The organism is Bifidobacterium felsineum (assembly GCF_002802915.1).
Lineage (GTDB): Bacteria > Actinomycetota > Actinomycetes > Actinomycetales > Bifidobacteriaceae > Bifidobacterium > Bifidobacterium felsineum.
In genome coordinates, this window is sequence record NZ_PEBJ01000005.1 from 1 (window position 1) to 15580 (window position 15580).

The following is a 15580-nucleotide window of genomic DNA, read 5'->3' on the forward strand; positions in this document are numbered from 1 at the left end:
AGATGATGGACTGGCAATCATTGACTATAAAGAAGTAGTACAAACACGCTCTTGAGTTCTCAAACCACCACCACACAATCATCGAGAAGCTCTCTGAACCAGAGAACCACTCGCTGAGCGGCAGCAAGAGATAAACTTACACGGTCATCGTGATTCGCGCAAATCAGGGCGCATGAGACCCCTAGGAATCGGCATCATGACGCGGTTCCTTCGGCGTGTCGCAAACAGCTCTAAAACGATGTTCTGATATCAGAATATCCCTTTTCGCATTGCTGCGAAGTAACAGAATCATCTATTCATCGGAGTGTCGCCGAAATTCATCTCTGATTCAACTAAAAAAGGGACCTTCCCAGTAGGAAGGTCCCTTAGTAGCTTTCAGCTTATTCAGCTAGCCTCGCTCAGGCCAGGGTGTTCGGGTCAACCGGAACGCCCGGGTTCATCGTGGAGGTGATGGTTGCCTTGGTCAGGTAACGGCCCTTCACGGTGGTCGGCTTCAGACGCTTGACTTCGTCGGCCACGGCCTTGAAGTTCTCGTCCAGATCGGACTCATCGAAGCTCAGCTTGCCGATGAGGAAGCTCAGGTTGCCGTTCTTGTCGACACGGAACTCGATCTTGCCGCCCTTGATGTCCTTGACAGCCTTGGTGACATCCATGGTCACGGTGCCGGTCTTCGGGTTCGGCATGAGGCCACGCGGACCGAGCACACGGCCCAGACGGCCGACCTTGCCCATCATGTCCGGGGTGGCGACCACGGCGTCGAAGTCGAGGAAGCCGCCCTGAACCTTTGCGATCAGGTCGTCATCACCGACGATGTCAGCGCCGGCCTCGGTAGCTTCGGTAGCCTTCGGGCCACGAGCGAACACGAGGACCTTAGCGGTCTTACCAGTGCCGTGAGGCAGGTTGACGGTACCACGCACGAGCTGGTCAGCCTTGCGCGGGTCAACGCTCAGACGGAACACAGCTTCGACGGTCTGGTCGAAGTTGTAGGAGGGCATGCTCTTCAGGAGAGCGATGGCCTCGTTGGCGGTGTAGAGGTTGTTGCGATCGACGCGCTCAGCGGCTTCGCGGTACTTCTTGGAACGCTTTACCATCTGTCTATCTCCTTATCAGTCCGTAACCGTGATGCCCATCGAGCGAGCAGTGCCCTCGATGATCTTCATGCCGGCCTCGATGTCGCGAGCAGACAGATCTTCCATCTTGATCTCAGCGATTTCGCGGACCTGCGCCTTGGTGACAGAGCCGACCTTGTGGGTCAGCGGGTTCTCGGTGCCCTTCTCGATGCCAGCGGCCTTCTTCAGCAGAGCTGCGGCCGGCGGGGTCTTGAGAACGAAGGTGAAGGAGCGATCCTCGTAAACGGTGATCTCGACAGGGATGACCTGACCCATCTTGTCCTGCGTCTGGGCATTGTAAGCCTTGCAGAAGTCCATGATGTTCACGCCATGGGAACCCAGAGCCGGACCCAGCGGCGGGGCCGGGTTGGCCTTGCCTGCCTGAATCTGCAGCTTGATCAGCGCTGAGACTTTCTTCTTGGGAGCCATAATATGGTTCTTCTTTCTATAACGCGGTTCAAATGGTGGCCGAATCTATTCTCAGTCGCCCATCGCGCACGGTCTTGACTCATTTTTTATCCGTGTGTGATTGAGGCTGCTGGTCCGAGACCGGTCTCCTCCCGCAACTTATAATTGCTGTGCTGTGCTAGCGGGTCTTCCCTCCAGACACAAGCTTTCCTATTATGCGAGCCTGTTTGGACAAAAAACAAACAGTATTGCGGCCAATCACCACTTTGCGCTGCACATCAGGAGTCGCCGTCGACGTGGCGCTCTAGCAGGCGCATGCGTTGCTCGAGGCGGATGATGTGCTGCTCGAGGTTGTAGATGTCCTGCTCGGCATGCTGGGCCTGGCGTTCAAGATTGCGAACATGCTGGGCAAGCCCATCGGTGACGCGTTGGTATTCGGCCAGACGTTCAAGATCGCCGAGTTTCGCCGAAGCCAGATCGCCAACGGATTTGGCACCTTCTTCACGCCAGCGAGCCGCAGCGCGTTCGATGCGCTTGGCTCCGATCAGGCTGGGCGGCAATCCGGCATCGCGGAAAATTTCCGTGGGAGAGTCTCCGGCCATATCACGGCGAAGAAACTCGTCCCGAAACGCATCGGTGTAGCGGATGCGGGTCGAGCTTGCCGAGGATACCGCAATCAGCGAATTCAAATACTGGATTTCCTTGCTATCAAATTTACGACTGGCCATCTGTGGCACCTTCACTCACAACATCGTGATGGGTAGTACTGATTGCATGCCGGCGTCGCCATGCGTGCAGTACCGCGAGCAGCACTGCGATAGTGATGACTGCTGCGGTAAGGCTTATCCAGCGAATCCAACGGCTGCTGCCCGGGCTGGGCAAGAGGGAACCTGCTGAGGCAACGTTGTTTTCGGGGACATATTTGGTGCGTTCCCCGGTGATCAGCAGGCGGTGCGTATTGATTCCGTATGGTGTGCAGGTGACCAGTGTGACCAAGTCACGCCCTGGTATCGCGCGCAATTCCTCCAGTTGGTCTGGCAGCACGGTTTGTATCTGCACCACCCGGTAGGCGAGGTTCTTGCCCAGCACGTTGATGGTGAAGATATCTCCGTTGGAGAGCTCGTCCAGTCGGGTGAACAGTTCCGCACTGGGCAGTCCGCGGTGACCGGTCAGCACTGGCCGCAATCCTTCCCCGCCGATGGGCAGAGCGGTTTGGCGCATATGGCCCACGCCTTTAGCCAAGGTGTCTTCATCGGTACCGTGGTAGATGGGCAGACGAAGATTGATTTTCGGGATACTGAGGTAACCCATCACGCCGTCGCCGTCCGGGTTCAGCACTTCCGTGTAATTGTCGGGCAGCGCGTACCCCGAGCCGGGAACGAATGGATCATGCACCGGGTCGCCTTTGAGGCTCTCGTTGTATTTGCGCGCGTCGGCAAACATGGCGTCGCGCTTTGCCTGGTCAAGCTGGGAGACGGACTGGGTGTAGGAGCTCACGACGTTCTCATGCTGCCGGTTCGCCAGCATATCGGCGATGGTCGGGTAGGCGATGGTGAGCACGCCCGCCAGCACCAGAATGACTGCGATGAGGCCAGTCAGTCGGTCGACGAAGCGACTATGCCGCGCATGAGAACCTCGCACCATACCCCCTCCTTCACGGCAAACGAATACGAGCAATCAGAGAAAAATACATAAGAAGGGGAGCTCATCGCCCATGGCCATAAGCTCCCCTTCAGTCGGCAATCGCCTTAGGCACGCTTGCGGCGAATGGCCATCAGCAGGCCACCCGCAATCAGAAGCACGCCTGCTGCGGTCAGCACCACCGTGCCGACGCCACCGGTGTTCGGCAGGCCGGGCACGTTCTCCACCTTCATGGAGTGGTAGCCGTCGTTGGCGGTCGAGGACTGCTCGACGCCGGTGTGCTCCACCGTGCTGGAGCCCGTCTTATCCTTGATGGTGAATTCGATCGGGGCGATGGCACCGTAGCCAGCCGGACGCTTCGACTCGGTGAGCACGTAGTCGCCCTCGTCCAGACCGTCCACCTTCAGCTTGCCGTTCGCATCAACAGCAAGATCCGTGATGGTAGCGGTTTCATTCTTCGCAGGCAGACGGTAATGGCCGTCAGCCTTCTTGATCAGCTTCAGCGTATCGTCGGCACCCTTCTTCTTCAGGGTGAACTCCACGCCGGTCAGGGCTTCTTCCTTGCCGTTGACCTTGTGATACTTGAACACGTCCAGGCCGTAGGAGAACACCTTGACCTTGTCTTCGTGGGTCTTGTAGGTGTTGTCGCCGTACGGGTTGTTCGAGTAGATCAGGGTCACCGTGTTCGGGTTGCCGCCAGGTCCGATGACGGCCTTCTCGTTCACGGTCGCGTTGTAGTCCACGTGCACCTTGGCGTACTGCTTGATCTGGTCGTAGTTGAAGTTCACCAGGAAGGAGACCGCTGCATTGTTGTCAGGGCGCTGAGCACCGGTCGTGGTCAGCGTGTAGGCGGCATCAGCACCTGTGCCGGACAACAGAACTTCGGCACCTTTTTCAGGAGCGCCGTACACCTTGATGGAGCTGGCATCCAGGGTGAGGCCGTCGGAAAGCTTATCGCCCAGGTAGAACTGCTTGTTCTCAGCGTTGGCAGGGAAGGTCGGCACCTTGGCGCGCAGGTCGAAGTTCACCGTGTCGCCGATGCCAGCGGAATCGGTACCCTTGTCGAGCACATCCTTGCCGGATACGTGATCGTTATTCTCTTCGTTGACGCTCTTGTCGATGTCCACGTTGTCGCGCTTCACCTGAAGCGTGCCGTCTTCGACCTTCCAGGTATTCGTCTTTTCATCCAGGTTCGGCCAGATGGAGGCGACCGATGCGCGGTACACGTACTCGCCGCCGGTCACCAGCACCAGGTAGGAGCCCATCCTGAGGTTACTGAGCGTCACGGAAGCCGTATTATCGGTACCAGCGGTACCGCCAGTGGAAGTTTCCGTACCGGCCGCAGTCAGCGAGCTCGCCTGAGTGGACAGCTTGTCGTAGAAAGTGGCCAAATTATTGGCATCCGCCTTCAAATAGGCTTCCGTCACCGCATTATTCGAGCTGTCGATATACGACGCGAAGTTCGTCTTGATGTACTGCTGCACATCGGAATTCCAGGTGTAACGAGGCGACGCCGGCTCACCAGTCTTGTCATTCCAGTTCACATCAATGACCTTGTAGGCCTTGACGGCCACACCATTTTCCAGACCGGTCATCGTCAGCGAACCAGTCGACGCCGAAGTCACCCCATCGGCGGCGTACGCGTGCGGAGCCTGCAGGCCCAGCATGCCGACCAGCATTGCCAGCACCGCCACAACAGCGGCCCAGCATTTAGTTATGGAACGAGACATAATCCCTCTCCTTCTCATTGATCTTTTCTTGCATTAGGTAAATAACGGATTTGTTCACTGCTACTTGAGCCATGTGTCTAGCGGCACCGCCTCCTCGACTCGACCGACAACACCGTTACGCCGGCCAGCAACAAGCCGAAACCAGCCAACGAAGAGATCAGCCATCCGCGCCCGCCGGTAGACGGCACTGCGATGGTCTTGTAATTAGGCACTGCAAGCATCGAATTGCTTGCACGAGTGGACGCAGGAGACACGGAGGCGGCAGAACGCGCGGTCTGGAAGAACGCGGGCGCTTCGCCCACTGCTTCCACCTTCGGCTCGACGGTGTCTCTGTCGGCGTACGTCACGCGCCACTGACCGGAGGGCTTCGCATATCCGGCAGGCGAGGCGACCTCCACCAAGCGGTATTCGCCCGGCTTGGTCAGGTCGTTGAAAGTGACCAAGCCATCGGCACCACTGGTCACATCCGAGCCCAGCTGCTTCCAGGCGTCGCCCGGATTGTCCGGATTGATCACATCGTTGGCGGACGTACCAGTGCCGCACTTGCCGGCACCAGCCTTGCATTCGAACAGACGGAATGTGGCACCAGCCAAAGCCTTCGACGTTTCATCCCCATCCCGCTTAGCAAACGAGAGTGACCCCTTGACTTCTTGTGGCCCACGCTTGTTGGTCACGGTGGGCGCGGTACCGGTCAGGTACGAATCGTCCACCACCACCTTGTTCACCGGCTCCAAACGCAGAATCGGAGAGACATTCTCAAGGTTCTTATTGGAAATCTGAGTGTTCACCCATGCAACAGCATCCGACAAACTCACACCAGAAGACGCAGAACCCCCATATTCCACCTTCCCGTTCGTGGAGGCTAGTGCATCATCCTTCGTCTGGTATCCAATTACCTGATACTTATATGTATCCGGTACGGAATCCGCACCATCGACGGTGATACGGTCACGATTCGTGGCGAATACATCACCGCCATAATCCTCAGCCTTCGACGTATCCAACTTGGTATTGTCATCCAAAAGAAGGTTCTGGCCCAAACGTGCATCATTCCAATTCAGGCCCTGACGAGACTTCTCGTTTGACTTCAGCCCAACCTGATTCGGCAACGTAGCTTTGGATTCACCGACGCCACCTGACACTTTCAAGCCAGAAGGCACATCAGTCGGCGTCGAGACGGTTACCTCATGCTCTGTCGTGGAGTCCAACTCGTAATCAGACGGTGCCTGAATTTCGCGGTAATAGTATGTACCCGGTTCCAAATCAGGTACGTTCACCTCGCCCTTGGCATCAGAAGTGACCTGAATCTTACCGGTAGCCCATTGAATATTGCCATTCTGATCGAATTGGATATTCCCATTGGTACGTCGCGCTTGACGCGGCGCAATTTCATTGCCCGACCTGTCCTTCTGATACACCTCAAATACTGCGCCGGGAAGCCCTTTCGATGAATCGTTCTCATCGACCTTCTTGAAACGGAAACCAGACAACGCAGTCGGCGATTCCACGCCTATTGGAGTCAAATACGTGATATTCAGACGGAAGAAATAATCAATCGAAAAACTTTGAAGAGCAGTGTTGGAATAGTAATCATATAAACGGCTGAATGCGATTTTTTCCTGATAGTTACCGTCAGATCCGTTCTCAGGAATGGCGATATTAATCCGGTTCGACTCCGTAGTCACCACATTTGTCGGGTCACCCTCACTATTGCTGCTACTAACACCGGCATTTTTATCAAACGTCGGTTTCACATACGGCATGCTGCATCCGGTGTAGTACTCAAGATTGGTACATAGCCAGTCCGGCAGATTGATTTTGCTATTGAAATCGATTTTCTCACTAGCATCATTGAGATCACCCGTATACCAGTGCATCAACGTATCAATCGTCACGTTCGTGCTACCAGTGCTGCGTACCTTGTATCCCTCATATGGGTAATATTGAGTACTACTGAAATTCCTCAGCTGTGCCTGTACACGCGGTAAATTGAAGTTGAAAGCATTCTGTTTCTTTGGCAACGTCAAAAGCGGCATATACACCGAACGAGAAGATGGCGTGACAGGCGTGTAATACGCCGGAATTGAATGCTCATTTGTATCGCGCCCACCTGATTTTTGCGCAATCGCATCATAGGCATCTTCCAGGAATTGAAGCCCGGTAAAAATACCCGAATCTTCAATCAGAATGCTGCCCTGGAATGAGTGCAACAAATCCATACCGTACAATGGGCCGTCCAGTGGTTTTGACAGCACAATGTAATAATTCGTTCCGCGGTAATATGCTGAGTATCCAAAGAACCAGACCACATCAGCCGCTGTTTCCACTGGCACTTCTTCAGTAGCGTCATCATCCATATATGTCAGTGTGAAATCCTGACCCCATGCGGATATGGTCCGCCAAACCGCATCCGGCCATACGGTGCCGCCAGCCGGCCCGTCATAATCTGCTGGCTTGGTGAAATTCGCATAAATATACTGCTTCACATCATCAGCAGTCACACCTTTTGGGTACACCGTTAGAGCTCTACCCAAAGCATCGCCGCGAGATGTATCAATCGATGTATCTACTGGATTATTGGGATTGGCAGCTCCCCACCATGCTTGACGTGCGGCCATCAAATCCTTGCGGGCTTGGGCTTTTTCGGCTTCGGTCATGGTGGGCACCGTGCTGGCATCCGGCAGGGCGTCAAACATTTCCTGGGCGGTGGCCGCCTGAGCCTTCTCAGCGCCGAACAGATTCCACTGGCCCTGGGGCAACGCCATCGCCAGCAGCATTGCCACTGCGAGCAGTAGGCCCAGCAGCATTTGCCATACATGACGTAGCCAACGACTGCCTACTCGAGTATTTGAATTTTGAGTCCCCCGAATCATCATGACGTCTCGCTTCTCTCACACCGTTCGACAAAAGTAGCCAGCACACATGCACCGGCCGCGGGCCACAAGTGCAAGCGGCAGACACACCCCTCAATCCCTCTGCAACTCTTGCGTCATCGAAAGAGGCAGCGTGCCGGCATATGCCAACGCCTGTGATCTAAGGGCAACGAATACCCCCCCCCATGACAGAATTACCCCCTATTTATTGGGGTGTTCAGGCAGTAGTCGGGTACAGATGTATTGAGACCTCATCGTCTCAACAATTACGGAAATACTGTGCTATGCACACTTTCGCATCATCGGCAACATCGCCGCGTGCAGCCCCACACTTCCCCACACATACCCCCCTATATCAGAGAAGCGTGACGCCAATCCATCGAGGCCAAAACATCTCAGCAATCATAGCTGCACCACCATTGATAACGGCATCATGCATTTCTTCGTGCAAGAATCAGCAATAAAAAAAGGCCCGACCAAAGTCGGACCTTAACAACGTTTTTCAAACACTGACGTGCAATGATGTGTGCGGCTTCAAGGCGCACCGAAGGAAGCGGTACAAAGGTACCGCGACTGAGGAGCAACGCAGAAGACGCTCCATCATTGTGCGTCAGGCACTGAAATTCGATGGCGTGTGCGGTTAACGAGGCGCACCGAGGGAAGGCGTACGAAGGTACGTCGACCGAGGAGCAACGAAGTTAACGCTCCGCCAGCGGATTTCAGTCGAGCTTTTTGACTTGGCTGAAGCCCAGCTCCACTGGCGTATCGCGACCGAAGATGGACACCAGCACGGTGAGCTTCTGGGTGGTGGGCTCGACCTCGGAGACCACGGCTTCCATGGTGGCGAATGGGCCGTCGGTGACGGTGACCTGATCGCCAACGGCGTAGGAGACCTCGACCTTGCGCTTCTTGGCGGCGGCAGGCTTATCGCCGGCAGCCTTGAGAGCTTCGGAAGCGATCATCGGGGCCATCATCTGGACGACTTCCTTGCGGGAGAGCGGAGCCGGGTCCTTGGTCGGGCCGACGAAGCCGGTGACGCCTTCGGTCTCGCGAACGATGCGGCGAGCGTTCTCGTCAGGCCACATGCGAATGAGCACGTAGCCGGGAACACGCACACGGGTGATGACCTTCTTGCCCTTCTCGGTGTGCTTCTCGACTTCTTCCATCGGAACCTCGACCTGGAAAATCTGATCTTCCATGCCGAAGGAAGCCACACGGGATTCGATGTTGGTCTTCACACGCTTCTCGTAGCCGGAGTAGGTGTGCAGCACGTACCACTTGCCATCAAGGGAGCGCAGGGACTTGGAGAACTCTTCAACGGCCTGCTGACCGGCATCAGTGCCTTCAGCTTCTTCGGACTCGTTGACTTCGGTTTCCTCGTCCTCATCCAGAGCGACGGGAGCCTCATCGGCAGTCTCAACGGATGCGACCGGAGCCGGCTGCTCAACTGGAGCTTCAGCTTCGAAAGCAGCTTCAGGAGCTTCGGCTGCAGCAGGTGCCTCAGCAGCGGATTCCTCGTTCGGCAGAACGGCGTCGAGGTTCTCGAGATTCAGTTCGTCACTCATGCGTGTGTTTCACCTTAGGTTGTTGGAAATCAGCCAAACAGCCACAGAGTCGACTTGCCCAGACCGAAGTCCATGCCAGTGACCAGGGCCATCAGCAGCAGCACGAAGATGAACACAGCCAGAGACCAGAAGAACAATTCCTTGGCAGTAGGAGTAACGACCTTGCGAAGCTCGTCGATGATCTGCTTGATGAACAGACCGATACGCATGAAGACATTCGGCTTGACTACCTTTTCATTCTTGCTCGTCTTAGCCATTCCGTACCTCGCGTCAGCTGCTTGATTATTAGAAAGACTTGGCAGGGAAGGCGGGACTCGAACCCACAACCTACGGTTTTGGAGACCGTTGCGCTACCAATTGCGCCACTTCCCTAGGTGTCATCCACCTCAGCTGGCGTTCTGTAGAGAACGCTTCGCCATGGCGAAAACCGCCAAGTCGATATAGTAACGGCTGAGGTGGATTAACGCAAATCGCGTGTCGCGAATAGTGGACTACTGCTCGGCCCATTCCTTCATGCGCTTCATGCCTTCGGCCAGGTCGGCGTCGGCGAGGGCGTAGGAGAAGCGGAGGTAGCCAGGGGCGCCGAAGGCCTCACCGGGCACGGCTGCCACATGGGCTTCGTCGAGTAGCGCGGCGGCGAAATCGGCGGAAGTCTTGGCGACGGTACCGTTCGGGCCGAGCGGCTTGCCCAGCAGCGCGGTGATATCCGCGAACGCATAGAACGCGCCGGTCGGCGTCGGGCAGTGCACGCCCTCGATATCGTTGAGCGCTGCCACAATGGCCTTGCGGCGCACATCGAAGGCCTCGCGCATCTTGTGCACCTCGTCCAGCGGGCCGGCCACAGCGGCCAGCGCGGCACGCTGGGAGATATTCGCCACGTTGGAGGTCATGTGGCCCTGCAGCTTGGTGGCGGCCTTGGCCACTTCAACCGGAGCGACCATCCAGCCCACGCGCCAACCCGGCATGGCGTAGGTCTTGGCCACGCCGTTGAGCACCAGCAGCTGGTTACGGCACTCAGGCACAGCCGCGCCGATGTAGGTGGTGTGCGCATCGTCGTAGTTCAGGTGCTCGTAGATCTCATCGGAAATAATCCAAATGTGATGCTCAACAGCCCAGCGGCCGATGGCCTCCACGGTTTCCGGCTTCCATACGGCACCGGTCGGGTTGTTCGGAGAGTTCACGATGATGGCCTTGGTGCGCTCGGTGCGAGCGGCTTCCAGAGCCTCAAGAGACGGCTCGAAGTTCACATCGGCGCCAGCGAACACCTCGACCGGCACGCCACCGGCCAGCTTCACGGCCTCCGGGTAGCTGGTCCAGTACGGCGTCGGGATAATGACCTCATCGCCAGGGTTCAGCAAGATCTGGAAGGATTCGTACACGGCCTGCTTGCCGCCGTTGGTCACCACCACCTGATCAGCGGTGGCTTCATAGCCGGAATCACGCAGCACCTTGGCCGCGATGGCCTCACGCAGCTCCGGCAGACCCGGGGTGGGCGTGTACTTGTAGTTCTTCGGATCGAGGCAAGCGTCGGCGGCTGCCTTGACCACGTTGGCGGGGGTCGGGAAGTTCGGCTCGCCAGCGCCAAAACCAATGACATCGAGGCCGGCGGCCTTCATTGCCTTGGCCTTGGAATCGACGGCAAGGGTGGCACTTGGGGCCACGGTGTTAATACGGTCGGAAAGTGTTTGCCATTCAGCCATAGTCATGGTTCACACGATAGCCCGAACGCACGATGTTGCCAAGGGTGAGTGCGTGATAGCCAGTCACCCTCCCACGGTGTTGTACATACTCCATCGTGTGGTAACCCTCATTATTCACATTGGCGGAATAACGCCATTTTAAGAGACTGCATTATGAGCGATTTGCCACACCGTGGAGGAAATGTCACACCAGCACGAGATTGTCTCGGTGCACCAGCGGGTGCGCGTACTCGGGGCCGAGGAATCGCTTGAGCTGTGCGGTGTTGCGGCCGAGCATCTGCGGAATCTCTTCGGAATCGAATCCGGCGAGGCCACGGGCCAGATGCGTGCCAGCTTCGTCATCGATCCATACCGGGTCGCCTGCGGAGAAGTCTCCTCGGGCTTCGAGCGCGCCGGCCGCCAACAGCGAGGCTCGACCACCGCGGATGGCCTTGGCGGCTCCGGCATCAACCACGATAGTGCCGCGCGGTTCGGCGGCAAAGCCAATCCACAGGCGGCGCGAAGAGCCTCGTGCCTTCACGGGCGCGAAGACCGTGCCCACCGGGTCGCCCATCATGGCCGGACCAGCATTTGCCGCACAGGTCAACACGGTCGGAATGCCGGAGACGGCGGCCACACGTGCAGCCTCCAGTTTGGTGACCATGCCGCCGGTGCCCACCTTAGAGCCGGAACCGGAAACGGTGATGTCGTCCAGCGCATCAATCACATTGGGCACATAGTCCACGCGACGCGACCCTGGATCAGAGGGCGGTGCCGTGTAGAGCGCATCCACATCGGTGAGCAGCACCAGTGCTTCCGCGCGAACCAGATTGGCGATCAGCGCGGAAAGCCGGTCATTGTCGCCGAATCGAATCTCATTGGATGCCAGCGAATCGTTTTCGTTGATGATCGGCACCACACCAAGGTCAAGCAGACGGTCCAGCGTGCGCTGCACATTGCGGTATTGCGTGGCGCGAATCGTATCTTCAGCAGTAATCAGAATCTGGCCTACGTGAATGCCGAACCGGCCGAATGCGGTCTCATACCGGGCCATCAGCAGACCCTGGCCGACTGCCGCCGTGGCCTGCTGCGTGGCCACATCGGTAGGGCGAGCGTCGAATCCGAGCGGGCCAAAGCCGGCCGCAATAGCACCGGATGAGACCAGTACCACGCGGCCGCCCATCAGTCGCACCTGAGCCAAGGCCGCGGCCAGCGCGTCAAGCTTGGCGGGGTCGAGGTGCCCGCTCGGCTGAGTGAGCGAGCTGGAGCCCACTTTGACCACGATGGTGCCGGCCTCAGCAATACTTCTACGAACCTCGGCTTGACTCGGTGTGCTCATAATGCTCCCCTGACTGGCTCCCATTGCTATTGTGCGATGCACAGCTCGGCGCGCATCGCACGGCAATACCAGTCTAGTTGCCTAGTTGTTATCGGTTTCGCCCTCGCCGGGCTCGCCGCTGGGCTCCTCGCCGCGGCCGAAGAGGCTGGTCTCATCGTGACGGTCATCATCGATGGACGGATCGGCCCAGTGGCCGGCGGCTCGTTCGGCCATCATGGCTTCGCGCACTGCGGCTCGGGCATCCATCATCTCGTGGTACTGGGCACGGCGTTCCGAGTTGGAGCGGCGGCGGGCGCGCGAATCCTGCTCCTCGAGTCGCAGATCCTTGCCTCGAGCGCCCAAGTTGGAGCCGTCGAGGTTCTCAGCGCCGGCGGAGATGGTCGGATCCCAATCGAATTCGACCATGCGGGCACCGCGGCCGATGCGAATTTCATCGCCCGGGTGGGCGCCCTTGCGGCGCAGCTCGTCTTCCACACCCAGCTTGGCCAAGCGGTCGGCCAGGTAGCCCACGGCTTCGTCGTTGTCGAAGTTGGTCTGCATCACCCAGCGTTCCGGCTTGGTGCCGAGCACCTCGTAGAACACCTCGCCATCGCCGAGTTCGCGGCGTTCCACGGTGAAGTCCAGCTGCGTGCCGTTCTTGCCGGCCGCATTGCGGCGCTGACGTCGGCCGGTTTCGAGCGGGTTGATGACCACGCGGGCCTCTTCCTCGGCCTGCTCGCGGTTGGCCACCTCCTCGCGCATCTCCTTGACCAGGCCGGACAGCGCGAAGTTCAGTTCCTTCAGACCGGCGTGGGAGGCGGTGGAAATCTCATAGACCTTGAGACCGAGCTTCTCGAACTCCGGCTTGACGAAATCAGCGAGCTCCTTAGCTTCGGGCACATCAATCTTGTTCAGGATGATGATGCGCGGGCGTTCCGGAATCGGGATCGCGCCGAGCGGCAGCTCCAGCTTGTCCGCGTAGAGGGCGAGCTCCTTTTCGAGCGCCTCGTAGTCGGACATCGGGTCGCGGTTGGGCTCAAGCGTGGCGCAGTCAATCACATGGGCGATGATTTCCGTGCGCTCGATGTGGCGTAGGAATTCCAGGCCCAGGCCCTTGCCTTCGGAGGCGCCTGGGATCAGGCCCGGCACGTCGGCGATGGTGTAGCGGGAGTCGCCGGCGATGACCACGCCGAGATTCGGCACCAGCGTGGTGAACGGGTAATCGGCGATCTTCGGCTTGGCCGAGCTCATCGCGGCGATCAGGCTGGACTTGCCGGCGGATGGGAAGCCCACCAGAGCCACGTCGGCGATGGACTTCAGCTCGAGAATCACATCGCGCTCCTCGCCGGGCTCGCCGAGCAAGGCGAAACCGGGGGCGCGGCGGGTCTTGTTGGCCAGTGCGATGTTGCCGAGGCCGCCATTGCCGCCTTCCGCGGCGACGAAGCGGTCGCCTTCGTGGCGCAAATCGGTGAGCTGCTCGCCGGGGTGCTTCGGCTTGCCCTGTGCGCCGCGGGCCTCGAAAATCACCGTGCCGCATGGCACCGGCAGAATCAGGTCGGCGCCCTTGGAGCCGTCTTTGTTGTCGCCCAGTCCCATCGTGCCGCTGCCTGCGGTGCGATGAGGGATGAAACGGTAGTCCAACAGGCTGGTTGCATTGCGGGTCGCCTCGAAAATCACGGAACCGCCGTCGCCGCCATTGCCGCCATTCGGGCCGGCCAGCGGCTTGTACTTCTCACGGCGGATGCCTGCCGAGCCATTGCCGCCGTCTCCGCCCTTGACATGGACGGTCACTCTATCCACAAAATCACTCATAGCATTCCACTCTACCGATTGGGGGTGATGGGCCGGTGCGCTCAACTGGCGCGCGGCATCGACGGCCGGCAAGCGAGCCAGTTTCCAGCCTAGCCAGCCACTACTTACGGGCTGAAATGGACGTTCTTGACTATTCGAAGCGCGAAATAGGACACTTCGGGGCTCCAAAACGTCCCTTTGGCGCTTCGAATCACCGGAAACGTCCATTCCAGCCCGCATTTTCACCGGCTGCACCCTACCCGACTCGTTACAGGCAACGCCCCATACGCTTGAGGCTTAACGCAAGCGTCTACACTTGATGCATGGGGACACATCATTCGCTTGAAATACTCTTCGATGCCGCGCAACAGGAGCGTAGGTGTGCAGTGCCGCACACTGACACGGACGTCAAAGCGGTTGCACGCCGTGTGCACGCAGGAACAATAAAGCGTGTGTATCGCGGCCTTTACGCACGACAACAGTATTGGGATTCACTCAATCCTCATGACCAAATCCGCCACATCGTACGCTCTTTGGCTCAGCAGCACCCAGACTGGGTTTTCTGCGGGCCAACCGCCGCGATTATGCACGGACTAGATTGCTCGTATCGTTTTCTTCTGCCAATATGCATCGTCGCCAAACCGGGCACCCATATTCGCAATACCGCGCAATTGGCTCATCATGCGATGGCATATCCCGAAACAGCTGTTATTGACGGAGTTCCCGTTACTGTGCCGCTCCGCACTCTCTTCGACTGCGCGGCCAAACTACCGTTACGCTTCTCTCTGAGCATTCTCGATTCGGCCTTACGCAAGCAAGTTGTGCAACGACCAGTGTTGGAGGCGTATCCCCATACGGTGAAATACGTTAGGAATCGCAAAGCTGCTTTACGCGCATTCTCTCTCGCCGACGCGCGCAGCGAGAACGGCGGGGAATCCGAAGCGCGTGGGGTGTTAACGGAAATCGGCTATCCGGTTCATGACCTTCAAACTGTTTTCCCATGCCTAACGTACTCCTCGCGAAACCATCGTGTTGACTTTCTTTGGGTTCGCGAAGACGGCACGAAAATCGCCGGCGAGTTCGACGGCGTTCGCAAATATGTGGATCCGGAAATGACCTCGAGGCGGGATATCCGCGCAGTCGTAACGCAGGAACGCGAGCGCGAACACTGTCTAGAACGGCAGAACGTCGATGTTGTACGCATGTTTTACGACGAGCTCAACAGGCCAAATCAGTTGGTCGCAAAGCTTCGCGCCAAACGCGTCCCGCATGCTTGAATGCAGGCGAGCGGAGTTTCGAATACTGCGCCTCGGTCTGTTTGCACCAACGCGCCCCGTTCAACCGCCATGCTGCTCGTCTTTCGGGTTCAGACGTTCGCTGTGCACGCCTGCTCCACCCTAATTACGGGCTGAAATGGACGTTTCCGGCGATTCGCAGCGCGAAATAGGACACTTGGGGGCTTCAAA

The 15580-nt window shown here is 58.0% G+C and carries 12 protein-coding genes and 1 tRNA gene; 1 reads left to right on the forward strand and 12 read right to left on the reverse strand.

What is annotated here, in order from left to right; translation table 11 throughout:
- Positions 1-398 precede the first annotated feature (398 nt).
- The 12 genes from rplA to obgE all read right to left on the reverse strand — a co-directional run bounded on the left by rplA (position 399) and on the right by obgE (position 14135).
- Positions 399-1091, reverse strand: a complete 693-nt coding sequence (rplA, locus tag CSQ86_RS08415) for a 50S ribosomal protein L1 (RefSeq protein WP_100494681.1) — start codon at positions 1089-1091, stop codon at positions 399-401.
- A gap of 15 nt (positions 1092-1106) precedes the next feature.
- Positions 1107-1538: a 50S ribosomal protein L11 gene (gene rplK, locus CSQ86_RS08420; protein WP_025222166.1), complete on the reverse strand. Its 432-nt coding sequence runs from the start codon at positions 1536-1538 to the stop codon at positions 1107-1109.
- Between the two features lie 257 nt (positions 1539-1795).
- Positions 1796-2245, reverse strand: coding sequence for an HTH domain-containing protein (locus CSQ86_RS08425; protein ID WP_100494683.1), 450 nt, complete (start codon positions 2243-2245; stop codon positions 1796-1798).
- A complete protein-coding gene (locus tag CSQ86_RS08430) occupies positions 2232-3161 on the reverse strand; it encodes a class C sortase (protein ID WP_100494684.1) in 930 nt (309 codons plus the stop codon). Before CSQ86_RS08430 ends, CSQ86_RS08425 begins: the two co-directional genes overlap by 14 nt.
- A 104-nt stretch (positions 3162-3265) precedes the next feature.
- Positions 3266-4888 (reverse strand): SpaH/EbpB family LPXTG-anchored major pilin, encoded by a 1623-nt coding sequence (locus tag CSQ86_RS08435; RefSeq protein ID WP_165773815.1) that lies wholly within the window; start codon positions 4886-4888, stop codon positions 3266-3268.
- Positions 4889-4965: 77 nt separating this feature from the next.
- Positions 4966-7695, reverse strand: a complete 2730-nt coding sequence (locus tag CSQ86_RS08440; protein ID WP_100494685.1) for an MSCRAMM family protein — start codon at positions 7693-7695, stop codon at positions 4966-4968.
- 785 nt (positions 7696-8480) lie between these two features.
- On the reverse strand, positions 8481-9326 hold the full coding sequence (nusG, locus tag CSQ86_RS08445; protein WP_100494687.1) for a transcription termination/antitermination protein NusG: 846 nt from the start codon (positions 9324-9326) through the stop codon (positions 8481-8483).
- Between the two features lie 29 nt (positions 9327-9355).
- Complete coding sequence (gene secE, locus CSQ86_RS08450; protein ID WP_100494688.1) at positions 9356-9583, reverse strand: preprotein translocase subunit SecE; 228 nt, start codon at positions 9581-9583, stop codon at positions 9356-9358.
- 39 nt (positions 9584-9622) lie between these two features.
- Positions 9623-9698, reverse strand: a tRNA-Trp gene (locus CSQ86_RS08455).
- Between the two features lie 119 nt (positions 9699-9817).
- Positions 9818-11026 carry a pyridoxal phosphate-dependent aminotransferase gene (locus CSQ86_RS08460; protein WP_100494795.1) on the reverse strand — a complete coding sequence of 403 codons (1209 nt, stop codon included), beginning with the start codon at positions 11024-11026 and terminating at the stop codon, positions 9818-9820.
- A gap of 184 nt (positions 11027-11210) precedes the next feature.
- Positions 11211-12344 (reverse strand): glutamate 5-kinase, encoded by a 1134-nt coding sequence (proB, locus tag CSQ86_RS08465; protein WP_100494690.1) that lies wholly within the window; start codon positions 12342-12344, stop codon positions 11211-11213.
- 81 nt (positions 12345-12425) lie between these two features.
- Positions 12426-14135: a GTPase ObgE gene (obgE, locus tag CSQ86_RS08470; protein ID WP_100494692.1), complete on the reverse strand. Its 1710-nt coding sequence runs from the start codon at positions 14133-14135 to the stop codon at positions 12426-12428.
- A 302-nt stretch (positions 14136-14437) separates the two neighbouring features.
- On the opposite strand from obgE, the gene CSQ86_RS08475 reads away from it, so the two are divergent.
- A complete protein-coding gene (locus tag CSQ86_RS08475; protein WP_217625228.1) occupies positions 14438-15391 on the forward strand; it encodes a CTP synthase in 954 nt (317 codons plus the stop codon).
- Positions 15392-15580: the final 189 nt, after the last annotated feature.

Bases quoted from the DNA above. Each gene is read 5' to 3' on its own strand.
- rplA (WP_100494681.1), bottom strand. From the start codon at position 1,091: ATGGTAAAGCGTTCCAAGAAGTACCGCGAAGCCGCTGAGCGCGTCGAT.
- rplK (WP_025222166.1), bottom strand. From the start codon at position 1,538: ATGGCTCCCAAGAAGAAAGTCTCAGCGCTGATCAAGCTGCAGATTCAG.
- CSQ86_RS08425 (WP_100494683.1), bottom strand. From the start codon at position 2,245: ATGGCCAGTCGTAAATTTGATAGCAAGGAAATCCAGTATTTGAATTCG.
- CSQ86_RS08430 (WP_100494684.1), bottom strand. From the start codon at position 3,161: ATGGTGCGAGGTTCTCATGCGCGGCATAGTCGCTTCGTCGACCGACTG.
- CSQ86_RS08435 (WP_165773815.1), bottom strand. From the start codon at position 4,888: ATGTCTCGTTCCATAACTAAATGCTGGGCCGCTGTTGTGGCGGTGCTG.
- CSQ86_RS08440 (WP_100494685.1), bottom strand. From the start codon at position 7,695: ATGCTGCTGGGCCTACTGCTCGCAGTGGCAATGCTGCTGGCGATGGCG.
- nusG (WP_100494687.1), bottom strand. From the start codon at position 9,326: ATGAGTGACGAACTGAATCTCGAGAACCTCGACGCCGTTCTGCCGAAC.
- secE (WP_100494688.1), bottom strand. From the start codon at position 9,583: ATGGCTAAGACGAGCAAGAATGAAAAGGTAGTCAAGCCGAATGTCTTC.
- CSQ86_RS08460 (WP_100494795.1), bottom strand. From the start codon at position 11,026: ATGGCTGAATGGCAAACACTTTCCGACCGTATTAACACCGTGGCCCCA.
- proB (WP_100494690.1), bottom strand. From the start codon at position 12,344: ATGAGCACACCGAGTCAAGCCGAGGTTCGTAGAAGTATTGCTGAGGCC.
- obgE (WP_100494692.1), bottom strand. From the start codon at position 14,135: ATGAGTGATTTTGTGGATAGAGTGACCGTCCATGTCAAGGGCGGAGAC.
- CSQ86_RS08475 (WP_217625228.1), top strand. From the start codon at position 14,438: ATGGGGACACATCATTCGCTTGAAATACTCTTCGATGCCGCGCAACAG.